The sequence below is a fragment of the Streptomyces siamensis genome (assembly GCF_039543605.1).
Lineage (GTDB): Bacteria > Actinomycetota > Actinomycetes > Streptomycetales > Streptomycetaceae > Streptomyces > Streptomyces siamensis.
Genome location: NZ_BAABKB010000044.1, coordinates 1 through 18,095, shown reverse-complemented (window position 1 = coordinate 18,095; position 18,095 = coordinate 1). Strand labels below are relative to the sequence as shown.

Here is an 18,095-nt window from a genome sequence, read left to right as displayed (position 1 = left end):
CGCCGCCCCCTCTTCGATCCCGACATCGCTCTTGCCTACGCATAATATATTTTGTATGTTCGCTCCGCTCCATTGAGAGTCCACCGAAAGTGAAAGGGCGATCCCTCATGGCAGGTCTTTACTTCGAGGAGTTCGAGCCCGGTGCCGTCATCGAGCACGTGAACCGGCGGACGGTCACCGAGACCGACAACGTGCTCTTCAGCACCCTCACGCTGAACCTGGCCCCGCTGCACCTGGACGCGGAGTACAGCAAGAACAGCATCCACGGTCAGCGACTGGTCAACAGCCTGTTCATCCTGGGACTGGTCTCGGGCATCACGGTTCCGGAGACGACCCAGGGCACCACGCTGGGCAACCTCGGCTTTCAGGAGATCAAGTTCCCCAAGCCGGTCTTCCACGGTGACACGATCCACGTCCGCACCGAGATCGTCGACAAGCGTGAGTCCAAGAGCCGTGACGACTCAGGGATCGTCACCTTCCGCCACCTCGGCATCAACCAGCGCGACGAGATCGTCTGCGACGCCCGCCGGGTCGGCCTGATGCTCAAGCGATCTGCTGCCGAGAAGGCGGAAACGGCCGCCTCCTGAGGACGCGGCTCGCAGATAGGAGTCGGTATGCGAAACACCAGCTTGTTCGCCAGGCCCGACCACCCGGTGTGGGTGCCGGGCGAGGCCGAGCGCGAGCGCAGCCGCCTGCTCGCGGCCATGCGCCGATGGGGATACGACAGAGTCGAGGAACTGCACCGGGCATCCGTGGAGCACCCGGAACGGTTCTGGCGTGACGTCGTGGACGACCTCGACATCACCTTCTCGCGGCCGTTCGAGCGTGTCCTGGACGACAGTGAAGGCAAGCCGTTCCCCCGCTGGTTCGAGGGCGGACGCCTGAACGCGGCGACGCTGTGCTCCCACCGTCATGCGGTCGGCCCGCTCGCCGACAAGACGGCCGTCGTCTACGAAGGCGACGGAGGCCAGCGGCGCTCGTTGACCTACGCCCAACTGGACACGGAGGTCAGGCGGTTCGCCGCCAACCTCACCGGGCTCGGCGTCAAGCGGGGAGACCGCGTCGTCCTGTTCCTTCCGGTCGTCCCGGAGGCCACCGTCGCCTTCCTGGCCTGCGCGATGATCGGTGCCATCTCGGTTCCGGCCTTCACCGGCTACGGCGCCGAGGCACTGGCCTCCCGGCTGCGCGACTCGGAGGCGGTCGTCCTGGTCACCGCCGACGGAACCACCCGCCGCGGCAGGCGGGTTCCGCTGAAGCGGACCGCCGACGAGGCCCTCGCGTCCGCGCCCTCGGTCCGGCACGTCGTCGTGGTCCGCCATCTCGCCGACGGCGTCGACATGGTCGACGGACTCGACGTCTACTGGGACGAGCTCGACCCGCACCCGGCCCCCGTCGACACGGTCGACGCCGACCCCAACGAGCCGCTGACCATCGTCTACACCTCGGGAACCACCGGGGCCCCCAAGGGGATCGTGCATTCCCACGGAGGCCTGGCGGTGAAGGCGGCCGCGGACTTCGGCTACGGCTTCGACGTGCACAGCGAGGACGTCATCGCCTGGATCAGCGACATGGGCTGGCTGGTCGGCCCGCTGCTCATCATGGGTGGCCTGCAGCTGGGCGCCACCGTCGTGTTCACCGAGGGCGTGCCCAACCACCCGACGCCGAAGCGACTTTGGGAGATCGTCGAACGCAACGGCGTCACCCTGCAAGGAGTCGCCCCGACCGCGATCCGCGCCGTGATGGCCGGCAGCGACGGGAAGTTCGGGGACCTCAGCAGTCTGCGCGCGTTCGTGTCCACCGGCGAGGCCTGGGACGAACCGACCTGGCGGTGGCTGTTCGAGACCGTCGGCGAGTCCCGGCGCCCGATCATCAACTACAGCGGCGGCACCGAGGTCGGCGGCGGCCTCCTGAACAGCTATCCCTTCCTGCCCATGGAGCCCGCGTCCTTCAACGGGCCGCTGCTCGGCATCGACGTCGCGGTCCTCGACCAGGACGGACGGCCGGCCGTGGACGAAGTCGGCGAGTTGACGGTGCTCAACACGTTCCCCGGTATGACGCACGCCTTCTGGCAGGACCGCAAGCGCTACCTGGAGACGTACTGGAGCCAGTGGTACGGCGTCTGGCTGCACGGCGACCTCGCGAGCGTCGACCACAACGGCACCTGGCGCATCCACGGCCGCTCCGACGACACCATCAAGGTGTCCGGCCGCCGCGTCGGGCCGGCCGAGATCGAGGCGTCCCTCCTCAAGGACCGCCGGATCGTCGAGGCGGCCGTCATCGGCGTCCCCGACGCGCAGCGCGGGCAGCGTGTGGTGGCCTTCGCCGTGCTGGGCGACGCCGACATCGATCCCGACGCCCTGACCACAACCGCGGTGCACAACGTCGGCCGCTCCTTCGCACCGACGCTGCACATCGTGGCGACACTGCCGAAGACCAAGAACGGCAAGATCATGCGCCGTGCCATCCGCGCCCGCTACCTCGGCGCGTCGACGGGCGACCTGTCGTCGCTCGACCCCATGACCCCCCTGGAGGACATTCCCGTCCTCGAAGAAGGAGCCCACTGATGGCCACGACCGAGCTCACCGATCTGGAGCTGATCCGCAAGACCGTCCGCGAGCTGGCGCGCAAGTTCGACTACGGGTACTGGCGGGAGAAGGACAAGAAGGGCGAGTACCCCTGGGAGTTCGTCAAGGCCTTCGCCGACGGCGGCTGGCTCGGCGCGATGATCCCCGAGGAGTACGGCGGTCTCGGCCTCGGCCTGGCCGAGTCCGCCGTCATGATGACGGAGATCGCGCAGTCCGGCGCCGGCATGAGCGGCGGTTCGGCGATCCACTTCTACGTCTTCCCGCCGGCCCCGATCCTGCGGTACGGCTCGGAGGCGATGAAGCGCGAGTTCCTGCCCAAGCTCGCCAAGGGCGAGCTCCTCATGGCGTTCGCCATCACCGAGCCCGACGCGGGTGTGGACACCTCCCGCATCCGCACGCGCGCCGAGAAGATCGACGGCGGCTGGCGGATCAACGGCCAGAAGATCTTCATCACCAACGCGCAGAACGCCCACAAGATCCTGATCGTGGCCCGTACCTCGCCGCGTGACGAGAACAGGCCGCTGGACGGCATGACCCTGTTCTTCACCGACCTCGACCGCTCGAAGATCACCGTGCGCGAGATCGAGAAGCTCGGCCGTGCGGCCATCGACACCAACGAGCTGTTCATCGACAACCTCGAGGTCGGCGACGACGAGGTCGTCGGCGAGGTCGGCCAGGGCTTCCGCTACCTGATCGACGGGCTCAACCCCGAGCGCATCGTCGTCGGCATGGAGGGCATCGGCCTCGGCCGCGCCGCGCTCGAGCTGGCGTCCAAGTACGCCAACGAGCGGGTCGTCTTCAACCGCCCCATCGGCAAGAACCAGGCCGTCGCGCACCCGCTGGCCGACTCCTGGATCCGCCTCGAGGCGGCCGAGCTCGTCGCCATGAACGCCGCCAGGCTCTTCGACGACCAGCAGAACTGCGGCAAGGAGGCCGCCGCCGCGAAGTACCTCGGAGCCGAGGCGGGCTTCGAGGCGTGCGACCGCGCGATGCAGACGCACGGCGGCTACGCGTACGCCAAGGAGTACCACGTCGAGCGGCTGTGGCGAGAGGCGCGACTGCTCCCGAACGCTCCCTTCTCCCAGGAGATGGTGCGCAACTACATCGCCACCAAGGCGCTCGGGCTGCCCCGCTCGTACTGAGCCGTACCGACGAGCGGCCGGGCCGCCCACACCGCGGCCCGGCAGGTACGAAGGTCACCGGAGGAAAAGTGAGGACAACATGGGTGACGCGGTGAGCGGCCCCCTGGCCGGAGTGCGCGTCGTCGTCCTGGCGGGCATGGGCCCCGTTCCCTTCACGGGGATGCTCCTGGCCGACATGGGCGCGCACGTCGTACGGGTGACCCGGCCGGCCAACCGGTCCGCACGTGCGCTGAGCCAGACCGACGGTCTGGGCCCGCAGCACGACCTGGCCAACCGAGGCGTGGACGCCGTGGCCGTCGACCTCAAGGACCCCGAGGGCGTCGAGACGGTGCTCCGCCTCGTCGAGGCCGCGGACGTCTTCATGGAGGGCTACCGCCCGGGCGTGGCCGAACGCCTCGGTCTCGGACCGGACATCGTCACGGCCCGTAACGCGGCTGTCGTCTACACCCGCCTCACCGGCTACGGCCAGAGCGGACCGCTGGCGAAGGTGGCCGGACACGACATCAACTACGTCGCCCAGTCGGGCGCGCTGCACGCCATGGCCCGGCGGGGCGAGGCCCCCCGGCCGCCCATCAACCTGCTCGGCGACTACGCGGGCGGCGGGATGATGGCCGCCTACGGGATCGTATGCGCCCTCCTCGAAGCGCGGACGTCGGGGCGCGGGCAGGTCCTGGACGCCGCGATGCTCGACGGTGTGGCCGTGCTGACCGCCAAGCTGCAGGGCCTGCGGGCGGCAGGTCTCTACGACGACGAACCCGGAACGAACTTCCTCGACTCCGGTGCGCCCTTCTACGACACCTACCGGTGCGCGGACGGACGCTACCTCGCGGTGGGAGCGCTGGAGCCGGACTTCTACCGTGAGTTCACCTCGCGCCTCGGCGTGGACGTCGCCGACTGGCCGGACCAGAACGACCGGTCCGGCTGGCCGAAGCTGCGCGAACTCATCGCGTCGGCGGTCGAGTCGAGGACACGGGCGGAGTGGGCGGACGTCTACGCGGGCACGGATGCCTGCGTCACGCCGGTCCTCTCGTTCGACGAAGCGGCCGATGACGCCCACAACGCCCAGCGCCAGGTCTTCCAGCGCGTGGACGGCGTGCTCCACCCGTCGCCCGCACCGCGCCTGAGCCGTACGCCCGGGCGGGTCCCCGCGGCGCCGAGCGCCGTGCCCGTCGAGGCGCGCGACCTGATCGAGTCCTGGAAGGCCGGGTCCGTCTGACCGTCCGGTGACCGAGGGGGTGGTGCACGGGAACTCCCGTGCACCACCCCTTCAGCAATGTGCGACGGCCGCCGTCACCTGTTACCCCTCGGACTCTTCGGGGGCAAGCGTGATATCGCGGTGCAGGTCGGGGCCGGGTTGGTAGACCAGCAGGGATTCCGCGCGTGGCGGATGCGCCGGACTGGAGACGACCAGTGTGTACGCGCCCGGTGCCAGCCTCGTGACGGTGTAGCGGCCGCCGGCCGTCTGCACCTGCGCCCGACGTTTGCCACGGCTGTCCACCACCGTGATCCGCGCCTCGCAGCTGCCGTGCTCCGGGCAGCGCACCGAGCCCTGCACGGTCACCGTCCCGTCGACGGCCCGGTCGGCGGCACGCAGGGCGCCGGCCGGCGTGCCCGCGAGGCCTGTGCCATGGAGCGGTCGGGTGCCTACCGCCACGGTGGGCGCAGCGGTCGACGTGGTGACGGTCATGCCACGGTCCTGGGCGATGCTTGCCAACACCTCGTCCAGCGCGGCGAGTTCACACAGCGCCTTGTGCAGGCGGTCCGCGCGAGGTCCCACGGCCGAGTCCAGGACGGCCTTCAGTTCGGAGATCGCGGGGCTGATACGGACCCAGGTCCCGCCGTCCTCGCCGGTGGTGATCTGCCGGCCGAGCGCGCGAACGGAGGTGGTGAGGACCTGCGTGATGTGCTCGACTTCGGTGCGCAGCCGTGGGGCCGGGTCGATGTCGATGTCCGCCGCCGCTGCCAGGGATCCTGCGTGCCGGGTGGCTGTAGCGAGCAGCCCGAGCAGGTTGTCGGCGCCCCGGCCCCGCGTCCCGCGCGGCATCCTGACCAGCGGTTGATGCACGCTCTTCATCTGGTGCAGAGCGGCCTCCACGGCACGCGCCGCACCACGCAGCCGCACCGGCGCCTCGGGGTCCGTCCACCGCTCGGTGAGCCGGCCGATCAGCTCCTCCAGCGCGGACAGGTAGCCGTGCGCGGCCTCGCGGGAGATCTTCCGGGTGGACACCGGGAAGATCAGTACGGTGCAGAGGGTGGCCACCAGCATGCCCAGCGCGTTGTCGATCAGCCGGTCCGCCAGCAGCCGGTCCATCTCGTCGTACGGCGTGACGAACCCGTACAGCTGCACCAGCGCGACCACCAGCCCGGTGACCATGTAGGTGTACCGACGCTGTACGCACGCGGCACCGAGGGACAGCCCGGCCACGATGACCAGCAGTGTCCAGTGGATGTGGCCGGGGCCGATGAGGCGCAGCAGCGCGATGCCGATCACCGCGCCGGCGAGCGTGCCCACCACACGGTGTGCCAGCTTGCGAAGCCGCTCATGGGTCGTGTTGGTCCCGAGCATGGCGACCATCGCGCCGATGATTCCCCAGTAGTAACGCTCCGGGTTGACGGCATCCGCGATCGGCAGGGCGATCGCGCCCGCGGCAGCGGCCTGAAGCGGAGCGCGCCACGCAGGGACCGCCCGCCGCAGGCCCGGGCCGCTCTGCGCGGACACCACACGCCGGGCAGCCGGACCGGCTTCGGGCAGGCGCCCGTTCTCCAGCACGACGCTGGGCTGGAAGGGAACCTTCGCGCGGGTGGTGGGCGTGTTCCAGCCGAGCCTGAGCCACGAGGCGAGCGAGTCGGCGAGCGAGTCCAGCAGGTCACCGACCCGCCGGGCCAGTGCGCGTACCTCTTCGTCCTGGTCCGTACCCCTCGGTGTGTTCGCGGCGTGGCCACGGATCAGCTCGGCGGCCGGTCGCAGGGCATCGGCCCGGCCCAGGTGGGTGTCGCGGGTGATGGTCAGGCCGACGACCATCGTTTCGCGCAGCGCCGACGGCACCTGGTGACGTGACATCTTCTGCACGGTCTCCCCGATGCCCTGAAGTGCCAGTTCGGCGTCGAACAGGTACTGATGCAGCAGTTCGGCCGCCTCCGGGTCGGCGGCGACCTCGGGCTGCGCGAGCCGCCCGTCGATGATCAGGGTCGTGATGTTGAGCCGGCGCAGGGCTCGCCGCATGCGCTTGATCGCGACAGCCGGGTCCGCGTCCGGGTCCAGGGCGGTGGCCGCGGCGTCGGCGATCCTGCGTGCCTCGACGACGAAGGCCCGCTGGGTCCGCAACAGGTCCTCACGCGGCATCGGGTAACACAGCAGCAAGCGGGCGGCGAGCAAGGCCACCGACGTCACCACGGAGATGACGAAGAGCCGGCCGCACTCGGACAGCGGGACGGCCGCCATCTCGCCCACCACGAGGGCGACGAACACCAGGATGCCGGTCAGCAACCCGAGGGGACCGAACCGGGCCAGCACCATCATGAGGACCAGTGCCACGACGAGGAGGCACAGGCTCAGTAGCCGGTGCGGGTGGAGCCACGCGCTCAGGGGCAGCACGGCGCAGAACGGGACCGGCATCCACAGGACGGCACGCGCCAGCCGCGCGGGGGTGTTCTCGGCGATCAGGAAGGATCCCACCAGCCCCAGCACGCCGCCGACTGTCATACCCAGCATGGGCGGGAGGCCTACGGCGTGGGACATTCCATAGCCCGCGGCCAGGGCCGTGATCATCGACACCAGGGTGCGCCAGGCCGCCTGTATCTGGCCGAGCCCCGGGTCGACCGCGAGTACCCAGTCCCACCAGCGGCGCGGCCCGCCGACCCGGCCGGGAGCGAGTGAGTCCTTAGGTGTCTCGCGGGGAGTGTCTGAAGCGGAGGAAGTCCCGGAGAGGTCGGAGGCGGTGGCCGACGACAGGGGAGGGGTGCTCAAGTAGCCTCGGATTCCAGTGCGTTGAGGAGGGTCAGGACGGTCTCGCGGGCGGCCGCGACGACGCGCTCGGCGTCTTCGACGCTCGGACCCAGTGCGTCGAGCAGGGCCGCGGCGATGCGCTGTCGCCCTTGCCGCAGTAGCTCCTGACCCTGGCTTGTGAGATAGGCGTTGGTCGCGCGCCGGTCGTCGGTGCAGCGCTGCCGCTCGACCAGCCCGCGCTCCTCGAGTTCTTTGAGGAGAACGGTGACCCTCGGCTGGGTGAGCCCGGTGGGGGCGGTCAGGTCGCCCACCCGGTGCGGGCCCGCCTCCAGCGCGGTCAGAACGTTGACGTGGCTGTGTGGCACCCCGAACTCGCCGAGGCGGTACATGGTGCGGGTGAGCCTGCCGATGCCGCTGAGCAGGTTCCTGGAGGCCCGAGTGATCCGTTCTTCGTCCTGCGCCCGCGAGTGCATACGCTCATTATATACGTGACTTATGCACTTTCCCTGCCGTGTGGCCGCGCACCACCGGTGGACTGGGGGAGAGATGTGCCACATAGATAACTCAATTATATAGCGCTATTATGTATCTCGTGCTCATCGCCACTGATGGTCGGCTTCGCCCCTCTCGACGGGCCGGTCGGGGTCGTGGGCGGGCCTGAACGGCCGGGCGTGGCGCCTGGCTGGTTCGCAATCGAGAACAGCGCGAGATCTGGCGCTGGCAGTAGAGGAGAGATGACAGTGACAGCCGACATTCGGACGCCGGGACTCGGCTCGCTCGTCGAGCCGGAGCGCATGCTGATCGGCGACTTCTGGGTTCCGGCCCGGTCCGGTGCGACGTTCCCCGTGGTGGACCCGGGCACGGGTGACGTGGTGACGCGTATCCCTGAGGGGGACGCCATCGACGTCGACGCGGCGGTCCGGGCGGCTCGACAGGCCTTCGAGGAGGAGCGCTGGACGGGACTGTCCGGTCAGCAGCGGGCGGTCGTGCTGTGGCGCGTGTCCGATCTGCTGGAGGCTCATGCCGACGAGCTGGCCCGGCTGGAGAGCCTGGACGTGGGCATGCCGGTGTCGGTGGCCCGGGCGATGCTGGGCGAGGCGGTCAACCTGTTCCGGTACTACGCGGGCTGGGCGGACAAGATCCATGGCCAGGCCGTGGAGATCGGTCCCGGTGCGCGCCGCCTGCAGGGCATCACGCTCAAGGAGCCGGTCGGTGTGGCCGGGCTGATCGTGTCGTGGAACGCCCCGCTCATCGGCATCTCCATGAAGCTGGCACCGGCACTGGCGGCGGGCTGCACCTGTGTCGTCAAGCCGTCGGAGGAAGCCTCGCTCTCCGTGCTGGCACTCGTACGCCTCCTGCTGGAGGCGGGCGTCCCCGAGGGCGTGGTGAACGTCGTGACCGGGCACGGTCCGGTCGGTGCGGCTCTGGCCGCGCACGACGACGTGGACAAGGTGAGCTTCACCGGCTCCACCGCGGTCGGCAAGAAGATCGTGCAGGCGGCCGCCGGCAACCTGAAGAAGCTCTCCCTGGAACTCGGCGGGAAGTCCCCGGTGATCGTGCTGCCGGACGCGGAACTGGACCAGGTGATCCCCGGTGTCGCCATGGGCATCTTCTGGAACTCCGGCCAGATCTGCACCTCTGGAACCCGCCTGTTCGTCCACCGGGACATCTACGAGGACGTCGTCCAGGGCATCGCGGGATACGCCCGCTCGCTCAAGGTCGGCCACGGTTCCCAGCCGGGCATGGACCTCGGTCCGCTCATCTCCCAGCGGCAGCTCGACCGGGTCACCGAGTACGTCGAGAGCGGGATCACGGAAGGCGCCCGCGTGGTCACCGGCGGCTCCCGCATCGGCGACAAGGGCTTCTTCTTCGAACCCACCGTGGTGGCCGACGCCGACCCGTCGATGCGCATGATCCGCGAGGAGATCTTCGGCCCGGTCCTCGGCGTGATCCCGTTCACCGATGTCGCCGAGGCGGTGGCCGCGGCCAACGATACGGACTACGGCCTGGCCGGCAGCGTCTGGACCCGGGACATCGCCACCGCCCACACCGTCGCGCGCAAGCTCCGCACCGGCCGCATCGGCATCAACGTCCACCGCGCGGGCGGAGTCCAGATGCCCGTCGGCGGCTACAAGCAGTCCGGCTGGGGCCGCGAGAACGGCCTGGAAGGCCTCGAGGAATACCTCGAGACCAAGTCCGTCATCACCCTGCTCGACCGCTGAACACCCAGTCGTCCGTCTTCCGCGGTTCCGCCGAGACGAAGACGGATCACCTGTCCATCACTCATCAAGAAGAAGGCGCAATGCCCAGGTACAGCTATGTCGTTCTGACCAACCCGGTGGAGGGCAAGGAGGACGAATACAACGAGTGGTACACGAACACCCACGTCCACGACGCGCTCGCCGTGCCGGGCTTCGTCAGCGCACAGCGGTTCAAGCTTGCCGACGCCCAGCGCAACGAGGCGCCCTACCCGTGGAGCTACCTCGCGATCTACGAGATCGAGACCGACGACCTCCAGAAGTCGATCGACGAGCTGTCCGCGCGGTACAACACGCCGGCCATGGTGATCAGCGAGGCGCTGAGCCCGGAGCGGCTGGGCCTGATCTTCGAGGCGATGACGCCGCGCCTCGAATCGAAGCCATAGGCCCACAGCCGTAGGGCCGCACCGACCCTGCGGCCGACAAGGGACCGAATCCCCGCAGACCGGCCCCTCCTCGCCGGTGCACCCGCGATGAGGACGGGCCACGCAGCGTACAGCGATATCAGTTCGACAAAGGAGATCATTCGATGCAGACGCGTGGAGCAGTGATTCGCCAGACCCCCGGCGAGCTGGAGGTCGTGGACCTGGAGCTGGACGACCCCCGCCAGGACGAGGTCCAGGTGAAGCTCGTGGCCTCGGGCCTGTGCCACTCGGACAGCCACCACATGTCCGACGTCCCGGTCGGCACCTATCCCTTCGCGCTCGGTCACGAGGGCGCGGGCATCGTCACGAAGGCCTTCCCGAACAGCAAGGGCATCAAGGAGGGCGACCACGTCGTCTTCACCGCGATCCCGTCCTGCGGGCACTGCCGCTGGTGTGCCACGGGGATGGAGAACCTGTGCGACCTGAAGGACGGCATCCTGCGCGGCCCGCGCTGGACCGACGGCTCCTTCCGGCTGCACACCACGGACGGTGCCCCGGTCGGGCAGATGTGCGGCATCTCCACCTTCGTGGAGACGACCACGGTGTCGCTGAACTCGGTCGTGAAGATCGACAAGGACATCCCGCTGGACAAGGCCTGCCTCGTCGGGTGCGCGGTCAGCACCGGCTGGGGCTCGGCCGTCAACCTGGCGCGAGTACAGCCGGGCGAGACCGTGCTGGTCGTCGGTGCCGGCGGGATCGGCGCGGCTGCCCTCCAGGGCGCCCTGCACGCCGGTGCGGCCAACATCGTCGCGGTGGACCCGGTGCCGTTCAAGCAGGAGACGGCCAAGCTGTTCGGCGCGACGCACGCCGCCGGGTCGGTCGAGGAGGCCGCCGAGCTCGCCAAGGAGCTCACCCACGGTCAGGGTGCGGACTCGGCGGTCATCGCCATCGGTGTCCGTGACTCGTCCATCGTGGGCGCGGCGCTGCGTGCCATCCGCAAGGCCGGCACCGTCGTGGTGGCGTCGGTGGCCCCGCACTCCGCCGACGAGGCGCCGATCCCGCTGTCCAACCTGACGCTGAACCAGAAGCACCTGGTGGGCTCGCTGTTCGGTGGCACCAACGGCAACCATGACGTCAATCGCCTGCTGGACCTCTACCGGGCCGGCAAGCTCAACCTCGACGACATGATCACCCGGACGTACAAGCTCGACGAGATCCAGCAGGGCTACCACGATCTCCACGCGGGCAAGAACCTCCGCGGAGTCGTGCTCTTCGACTGATCGAGGTCCGTGTCCGGCCAACGGCCGTCGTGCACCACCGTCATGAGAGGTGCCGGGTCCGTCCCCGCGTACCCGGCGCCTCCGTGCTCACACGGAAAGAAGTGATACACCGCCATGTGGACCCACTACAGGCGCGCTGTTCTGCACGCCGCGCGCCACGGCTTCAAGCTGGGGCGGCCCCTGCAGAACCCGGAGGCGCTGCTGCGGGTCGCCGTTGCCGTCGTCGTCGCCACGGTCGTCAGCTACTTCCTGAACAATCCGATGGTGACGATCGGCGCCTGGTTCACCGGCATGGGCTCGCTCGTCCCCCGCCGGCGCAACCGCGTGGTCATCTCAGCCGTGAGTACGCTCCTGCTCTGTGTCGCCGGTCCGCTCGTGGGCGTCCATCTGCACGACATCCCGTGGCTCCTCTACGTTCTGGCCTTCCTCGGCACATTCGTCGGCGGCATGCTGCTGACCCTCGGCATCGGCCCGGGAATGAGGGTGATCATCATGATGATCATGATGGTGGCCTTCGCCGACATCTCGCCCGACATCTCCACGGGGCTGAGCGAGGTGAAGTGGCTCGCCGTCGGAGGCGGCATCGGCTTCGTCTGCCATCTGATCCCGCCCTACGGCCCTCGGTTCGCGGGCCAGCGCGATGCTGTGGCGGCGCTCTACGACGCGCTCGCCGCCGATGCCAGGGCGTACGCGGACGGCGGCGCCCCGGGCCAGCCATGGCCCCAGCCGACGCTCACCGCACGGCAGGCGCTGACCGTCCTGCCGCAGCGCTGCCGCGCCGCGGCCGCACCCCTGTTCGCGCTGGTCGGCGAGGCGGAACGCATCGTGCGATACCTGCGCGCCCTCGAGGCGCCCACCGGCCTGGACCCCGACACCCGCAAGGCGCGCTGCGCCGCCGTCGCGGACGTCCTGTCCGAGATCGCCTCGGCCGTGCGAACCGGCCGAACGGTCGCTGCCACGACGGACGAACGCGCGCGGCGCCAGCTGGAGCCGCGACCCGGTGAGCCCCCGGCACGCACGCTGCGGGGCCTCGTGGAGAGCCTCACCGAAGCGGAACGGATCGCCTCGCTGTCCGACTCCGGCGATGCCGGTGCCTCCTGGCAGCACACCGAACTGGCCAAGCAGCACGCCCAGTCCGGCTTCCTCGCTCGTGGACTGCGGCAACTGCGTGCCGAACTCGGCTGGGAATCCCCCGCCTTCCGGCACGCTCTGCGCCTCGCGGTCGCGGCCACCCTCGCCGAGGCCGTCGGCCGCGCCAGCGGTGACTGGGGCGGCATCGGTGTGGCGCACCACGCCGTCTGGGCCTTCCTGACGGCCGCGGTCGTCCTGGTCCCCACCTTCGAGCACACCATCGGCCGCGGCATCAGCCGGAGCGCCGGTGCCATCGTCGGCGGCTTCCTCGGCTGGGCCCTGACCATGCTGCCCCACGACAAGCTGCTGCACTCCGTCATCGTGGTCCTGCTGATCTTCGGCTACCTGGCCTTCCGCAGCATGGGGCAGCCGCCGACGATCATCTGCATCACGGCCGTGGTGGCCTACATCGGCGGAGAAGGCGCCAGCGCGTGGAGCCGCACCGTCGACACGCTGATCGGCGCCGCCATCGCCATGATCGTCTACATGCTGTGGCCCACCTGGCACAGCAAGCGACTGCCCCGGCTGCTGGGGAACTGGACCCGGATCGAAGGCCGGTACCTCGGCGCCCTCGCAGCCGCTTGGGCCGACCCCGCAGGCGCCGACCGGGCGGCCCTGGACAGGATGGGGCACGAAGCCCGCGTCGCCCGCCGCCACTTCCAGGAAGCCGCCGCCAACGCCACGTCCGAACCGGTCCACCACCGAGCCCGGTGGAGCGGCCCCGAACTGGAGGAGCTCTCCCGCTCGACCCGCGAACTCGCCAAGGGATCGGCCCTGCTGGCCGCCCATGCGCCGGGTCCGCGGCAGCCGGGAGTTCCCTCAGTCGCTCGCTACGCGGAGTCCTTGCAGGAGGAGTTGTCCGAACTGGCCGAAGCCGCGGAGACGGGCAGGATGCCGGCTCCCGGACTGACCGCTGAGCTGCACGACCTCTTGAGCGTCGAACTCGCGGACACCACACCGTCCGGGATGTGCGAGCGTGAGGTCTTCGCCCATGTCACCCACGCCGTGGAGGACCTGGCATCCGCGATCAGTGACCAGCGCGTGACCGGCCGGCACCGGGCGGTCGGAGTGGGGTGAAGGGTTCGCGTCGGGAGAGCACCTGGACGAACAGAAGGTTCAGGAACGTGACTGACGATCCTGGATCGCGCGGGTCAGGGCCGGGAGCGCGACCTTCACCGCGTGCTGTTCCGGCTCGGCCAGCTCCTCGATGAGCTGCTGCAAGGCCTGGGCGCGCTCGGCGTGACGCTGCCGGAAGATCTCCAGACCGGTCTCGGTGGCTTCCACCAGCACCACCCGGCCGTCGCTGGGATCGGCGACCCGCCGCACCAGCCCGCCACGTTCCATACGGCTGACGAGCTGGGTCATGTTCGGCTGAGTGACTCCCTCGGCCCGGGCCAGCGTGGTCAGTCGCTGGGGGCCTTCCCGGCCCAGTCGGGCGATCGCGGAGGATGCCGCGGTGCTCAGGCCGCCGGCAGTGGCGCTCTTGCGTACGTAGCGGACCAGCTGCTCCACGGCGATCATCAAGTCTTCCGGCGGCACCCCGGGCACCCCAGGGTCGTCAGTTGTAGCCCGCTTATGCATCAACCGATTATATGTGTCCGCCGGTGGGATCACTTTGACGTGACCCCGGCGGGCGGGCCACCCACCGCCCGGTGGCCACCGGGCAGCCCGAGGGTCTGCCACCCTGCGGGCAGTGTCGTAGGGTCCGGGGCCGCGGCTACGACAAGACGCGCTCGATCAGTGCGACCTTGACGTGGTCCGGGCGCTTCAGCGTCCCGTCGGGGACGAGCTCGACGACCGTCTTCACATTGAGGGCCGAGCGGATCCGCTGTTCGAGCGCGGCGCGCAGGTCCTGCTGCTGGTCCTGGCTCAAGCCGGAGGCGTGCTCGACGACCAGGGGGAGCGGACGCTGGGTCGAGTGCCCCTCGAAGTCCGCCTGGATCCGCATCTCCCCGGTGGTCGCCGGCATCATCTCCAGAACCAGCTGCTTGATCGCGGACGGGAAGACGTTGATTCCGCGCACGATCAGCATGTCGTCCGTGCGGCCGATGCAGCGGACCTTGTAGCCGGTTCGACCGCAGGAGCAGTCGGTTCCGGTGACCACGACGTGGTCCCTGGTGCGAAAGCGCAGCAGGGGAGAGGCCTGGCGGCGCAGGGCCGTGTAGACGAGCTCGCCCTGCGCGCCCTCGACCGGTGCGACCTGCTCACCGGTCTCGGGGTCGATCAGCTCGGCGACCATGAGGTCCGGTGAGAGGAAGTGCATCCCGTCGCCCGCCTCGCACTCACCCCAGTACGTGCAGGCGATGTCGGTTCCCCCGAGCATCTCGCGCGCGGTCGCGCCCCACAACGTCTCAAGGTTCTCGCGCACCGCGGGCAGGCCGCCGCCGGGCTCACCGCCGACACTGATCGCGCGGACACCGAGTTCGCGGGCGGCGCGACCGACGATCTTCGGCGCCTGCTCGGCGAGGTGGGTGAGGAAGTACGGGGTGCCGATCAGGGCGTTGGGCCGCTGATCCGCCTGCACGCGCAGCAGCCGCTCCGCGCCGGCCTCCGCGCCGATCGGGATGTCGACGATGCCCATGTACTGCAGAATCTGGACGATCGGCAGTCCACCGACGAACCCCTTGCTCATGCCGAAGGCGTGCAGCAGCCGGTCACCCGGCCGGAATCCGTTCGCATACAGTGCCCGCGCCCCGAGTTCGCACCAGGTGACGACGTCGCTCGCGGTGAGCCCCACGTACGACGGGCTCCCCGTGGTGCCGGACGACGCCTGAATCTGCACGATGTCGGAATCGTCCACAGCGACATGGGCTCCCAGCGGCGGAAAACTCGCCAGACTGTCACGGAGCTCCTGCTTCTCGGTGAACGGAAGACCGGCCAGATCCTCGACCGTCCTGACCTTCGTGACATCGACATGGTGCTGTGAGAACTTCTCGCGGTAGAAGGCGCTGTTCGCGGCCAGATGGGCAATCTGTTCCCGCACGCGCTCATCCTGGACTGCCCGTGCCTCCGCGGCGGAAATGGTCTCGATCGAGTTCCAGTACTTCTCTGAGAACGGAGCACCTGCCATGACGCCTCCCTCTCTTTCAGGGTATTCAATAATCATATATCTTATTCAGGAGCCGACCCGGGCTGGTTCGGCGGGGACGGTGAGACGGATTGCGGGTGGCTGTATCCGGTCCAGCTCGCCATATCTTGCCCGAATTTGTCGGCATCCATATGAGCGCAGAGCGCGGCCGGGTGCGGCTGCGACTTCGGCGACCGGACGACCCTTCCGAGGTTTGGAAATATCATATATGTTGGTTGGGTTCCGACAGTGACAGCCCTGCGTACGTCGCCGGGTCGAAGGGATGACCATGCCTCCTGAAGAACTGCCCCCGCAGGAGGGGCTCCTGTCCGGCCTCAGGGTTGTCGAGATCTCGAGCTACGTGGCCACGCCTCTGTGCGGGCTCACGCTCGCTCAGTTGGGCGCCGACGTGATCCGGGTCGAACCCCTCGGCGGCGCGGCGGACCGGACCAGATGGCCGCTGGCCGACTCCGGAACCAGTCTGTACTGGTCGGGCCTGAACAAGGGCAAGCGCGCCGTCGCCGTCGACATGGAATCCGCGGCGGACCGCCGGCGCGTGGTGGACCTGATCGTGCGGGGCGGTCCGTGTGTGGTCGTGAGCAACAGCGACAGATACCCGGAACTGGGCTACGAGGCGCTCAGCGCGCTGCGTCCCGACGTGATCCACGTGGTCCTGCAGGGGCGTGCCGACGGCGGTGCCGGAGTGGACTACACGGTCCAGGCCGCCACCGGGTTCCCCCTGATCACCGGAGCGCCGGGCAGTGCCGCGCCGGTGAACCACGTGCTGCCCGCCTGGGACATCGCGGCCGGCCTGTATCTGGCGGTCGGCCTGCTCGCCGCGGAGCGGGAGCGGCTGGTCGGCGGCCGGGGCCGGGAGATCCGGGTCGCGCTGGAGGACGTCGCGCTCGCCACGGCGGGCAACCTCGGCTATCTGGCCGAGGCGCAGGTCACGAACCACGAGCGCGCGAAGTCCGGCAACGACGTCTTCGGCACCTACGGCCGTGACTTCGTGACCGCGGACGGCGTACGGCTGATGGTCGTGATCCTGACGAAGCGGCACTGGACCAAGCTGTTGACCGCGACCGGTCTGACGGCCGCGTTCGAGGGCCTCGCCGGCGCCCTGGACATCGACTTCTCCAGCGAGTCGCAGCGATACGAACACCGCGAGCTGATCTCGACCCTGCTGGCGCGCTGGTTCGGCGGTACCCGGTTCGCCGAAGCGGCCGAGATCCTGGACCTTCACCGGATCCTTTGGGAACGCTACCGGAGCTTCGAGGAGCTCGGCCGTGACGGCGGTGCCGCGCTGCGAAAGAGCGACCTGTTCGACGAGGTCGACCAGCCCGGAGTGGGCCCGCACCTGGCGCCGAAATCACCCATCGTCGTCGACGGCGGGCGCCTGGATCCCCTGCCCGCCCCCGCCGTCGGTGAGCACAACACGCAACTCCTCCCGGTGGTGGGCGGGTCCGACGCTCCCAGAGGCGATGCGTAGGCCACTCAGGACGCCGATTCCCACCTGCTCCACAGCCCGCGCTCATCGAGGGCCTCGACCAGGTGGTCTGCACCCTCGGCGATGTGTCGCTGCATGAGTGCCCTCGCCTCGCCTGCGTCGCCCGTGCGCAGCGCGTCGAGCAGGAGGGGGTGTGCGTGCCTGGTGGCGGCGACCTGACCCTCGATCGTCGCGTAGAAGCGGTTCGGCACATGCTGGACGGCCGAGTTGAGCAGGAGAGTGAGGCGGTGTGAGTCCGCCGCCAGGTTGATCTCCCGGTGGAAGGCGTGGCCGAAGCCGGCGATGCGTTCTTCGTCGCCCGCGGCGATGGCCTTCTCGTGCTCGGCGAGGATCGCCTCGAGCCTGGCGATCTGTTCTGCCGTGATCTTCCTGGCAGCGCGCGCGGCCAACTCGCCGGCCAGGTGTGCCTGGGTCCAGAACAGATCCCGGATGTCCTGCTGAGTGAAGGGGGCGACGATGAAGCCCCGGCGCGGGACCAGTTGGACGAAGCCCTCGCTCTGGAGAGCCAGCATGCCTTCTCGGACCGGTGTGTTGCTGACGCCCACCGCCTCGGCGATGGGCTCGATGCGCAGGAACTCGCCCGCGCGCACCTCGCCGGAGATGATCAGCTCACGGACGTAGCTCGCCACCTCGTCGGGAAGTCGTCTCCGCGTGGCGCCTCGACCGTGCAGGGTGATTACGTTGCCCGTCATCGTTGTTTCTCGCCTCCTCATGAGGCCCCAGCATAATATACGATCGATCACTCTCTCTTGTTCGTAGCCGAGGCGCAACGAGGTGTTTACGCGCGGCACCGGGCGACCCCCGAGGGGGTCGC

The 18,095-nt window shown here is 69.3% G+C and carries 14 protein-coding genes; 9 read left to right on the top strand and 5 right to left on the bottom strand.

Annotated elements, in window-relative coordinates; genetic code table 11:
* Positions 1-107: 107 nt before the first annotated feature.
* From ABEB03_RS39700 to ABEB03_RS39685, 4 genes are all read left to right on the top strand, one after another.
* A complete protein-coding gene (locus tag ABEB03_RS39700; RefSeq protein WP_345657844.1) occupies positions 108-587 on the top strand; it encodes a MaoC family dehydratase in 480 nt (159 codons plus the stop codon).
* 27 nt (positions 588-614) lie between these two features.
* On the top strand, positions 615-2,564 hold the full coding sequence (locus ABEB03_RS39695) for an AMP-binding protein (protein ID WP_345657843.1): 1,950 nt from the start codon (positions 615-617) through the stop codon (positions 2,562-2,564).
* A complete protein-coding gene (locus tag ABEB03_RS39690; RefSeq protein ID WP_345657842.1) occupies positions 2,564-3,727 on the top strand; it encodes an acyl-CoA dehydrogenase family protein in 1,164 nt (387 codons plus the stop codon). The genes ABEB03_RS39695 and ABEB03_RS39690 overlap by 1 nt, the downstream gene beginning before the upstream one ends.
* A gap of 79 nt (positions 3,728-3,806) precedes the next feature.
* Entirely contained in the window at positions 3,807-4,943 is a 1,137-nt protein-coding gene (locus tag ABEB03_RS39685) for a CaiB/BaiF CoA transferase family protein (protein WP_345657841.1), read from the top strand.
* An 81-nt stretch (positions 4,944-5,024) separates the two neighbouring features.
* Here the strand turns inward: ABEB03_RS39685 and ABEB03_RS39680 are convergent, their stop codons facing one another.
* Together ABEB03_RS39680 and ABEB03_RS39675 are read right to left on the bottom strand one after the other, a co-directional pair.
* Entirely contained in the window at positions 5,025-7,694 is a 2,670-nt protein-coding gene (locus ABEB03_RS39680; protein ID WP_345657840.1) for an FUSC family protein, read from the bottom strand.
* The gene (locus ABEB03_RS39675) at positions 7,691-8,146 is read right to left on the bottom strand and encodes a MarR family winged helix-turn-helix transcriptional regulator (protein WP_345657838.1); all 456 of its coding nucleotides are present in this window, start codon (positions 8,144-8,146) and stop codon (positions 7,691-7,693) included. Before ABEB03_RS39675 ends, ABEB03_RS39680 begins: the two co-directional genes overlap by 4 nt.
* A 261-nt stretch (positions 8,147-8,407) precedes the next feature.
* Between ABEB03_RS39675 and ABEB03_RS39670 the strand changes: the two genes are divergently transcribed.
* From ABEB03_RS39670 to ABEB03_RS39655, 4 genes are all read left to right on the top strand, one after another.
* On the top strand, positions 8,408-9,895 hold the full coding sequence (locus tag ABEB03_RS39670; RefSeq protein ID WP_425589366.1) for an aldehyde dehydrogenase family protein: 1,488 nt from the start codon (positions 8,408-8,410) through the stop codon (positions 9,893-9,895).
* Between the two features lie 80 nt (positions 9,896-9,975).
* Positions 9,976-10,317: a hypothetical protein gene (locus ABEB03_RS39665; RefSeq protein WP_345657836.1), complete on the top strand. Its 342-nt coding sequence runs from the start codon at positions 9,976-9,978 to the stop codon at positions 10,315-10,317.
* 143 nt (positions 10,318-10,460) lie between these two features.
* Positions 10,461-11,576 (top strand): NDMA-dependent alcohol dehydrogenase, encoded by a 1,116-nt coding sequence (locus ABEB03_RS39660; protein WP_345657835.1) that lies wholly within the window; start codon positions 10,461-10,463, stop codon positions 11,574-11,576.
* A gap of 114 nt (positions 11,577-11,690) precedes the next feature.
* Positions 11,691-13,784: an FUSC family protein gene (locus tag ABEB03_RS39655; RefSeq protein ID WP_345657834.1), complete on the top strand. Its 2,094-nt coding sequence runs from the start codon at positions 11,691-11,693 to the stop codon at positions 13,782-13,784.
* Between the two features lie 39 nt (positions 13,785-13,823).
* On the opposite strand, the gene ABEB03_RS39650 is transcribed toward ABEB03_RS39655, so the two are convergent.
* Both ABEB03_RS39650 and ABEB03_RS39645 read right to left on the bottom strand, forming a co-directional pair.
* Entirely contained in the window at positions 13,824-14,288 is a 465-nt protein-coding gene (locus tag ABEB03_RS39650) for a MarR family winged helix-turn-helix transcriptional regulator (RefSeq protein WP_345657833.1), read from the bottom strand.
* A 136-nt stretch (positions 14,289-14,424) separates the two neighbouring features.
* Positions 14,425-15,777 (bottom strand): phenylacetate--CoA ligase family protein, encoded by a 1,353-nt coding sequence (locus ABEB03_RS39645; protein WP_345657831.1) that lies wholly within the window; start codon positions 15,775-15,777, stop codon positions 14,425-14,427.
* A 286-nt stretch (positions 15,778-16,063) separates the two neighbouring features.
* On the opposite strand from ABEB03_RS39645, the gene ABEB03_RS39640 reads away from it, so the two are divergent.
* Complete coding sequence (locus ABEB03_RS39640; RefSeq protein ID WP_345657830.1) at positions 16,064-17,263, top strand: CoA transferase; 1,200 nt, start codon at positions 16,064-16,066, stop codon at positions 17,261-17,263.
* 5 nt (positions 17,264-17,268) lie between these two features.
* On the opposite strand, the gene ABEB03_RS39635 is transcribed toward ABEB03_RS39640, so the two are convergent.
* Complete coding sequence (locus tag ABEB03_RS39635) at positions 17,269-17,973, bottom strand: GntR family transcriptional regulator (protein WP_345657829.1); 705 nt, start codon at positions 17,971-17,973, stop codon at positions 17,269-17,271.
* Positions 17,974-18,095: the final 122 nt, after the last annotated feature.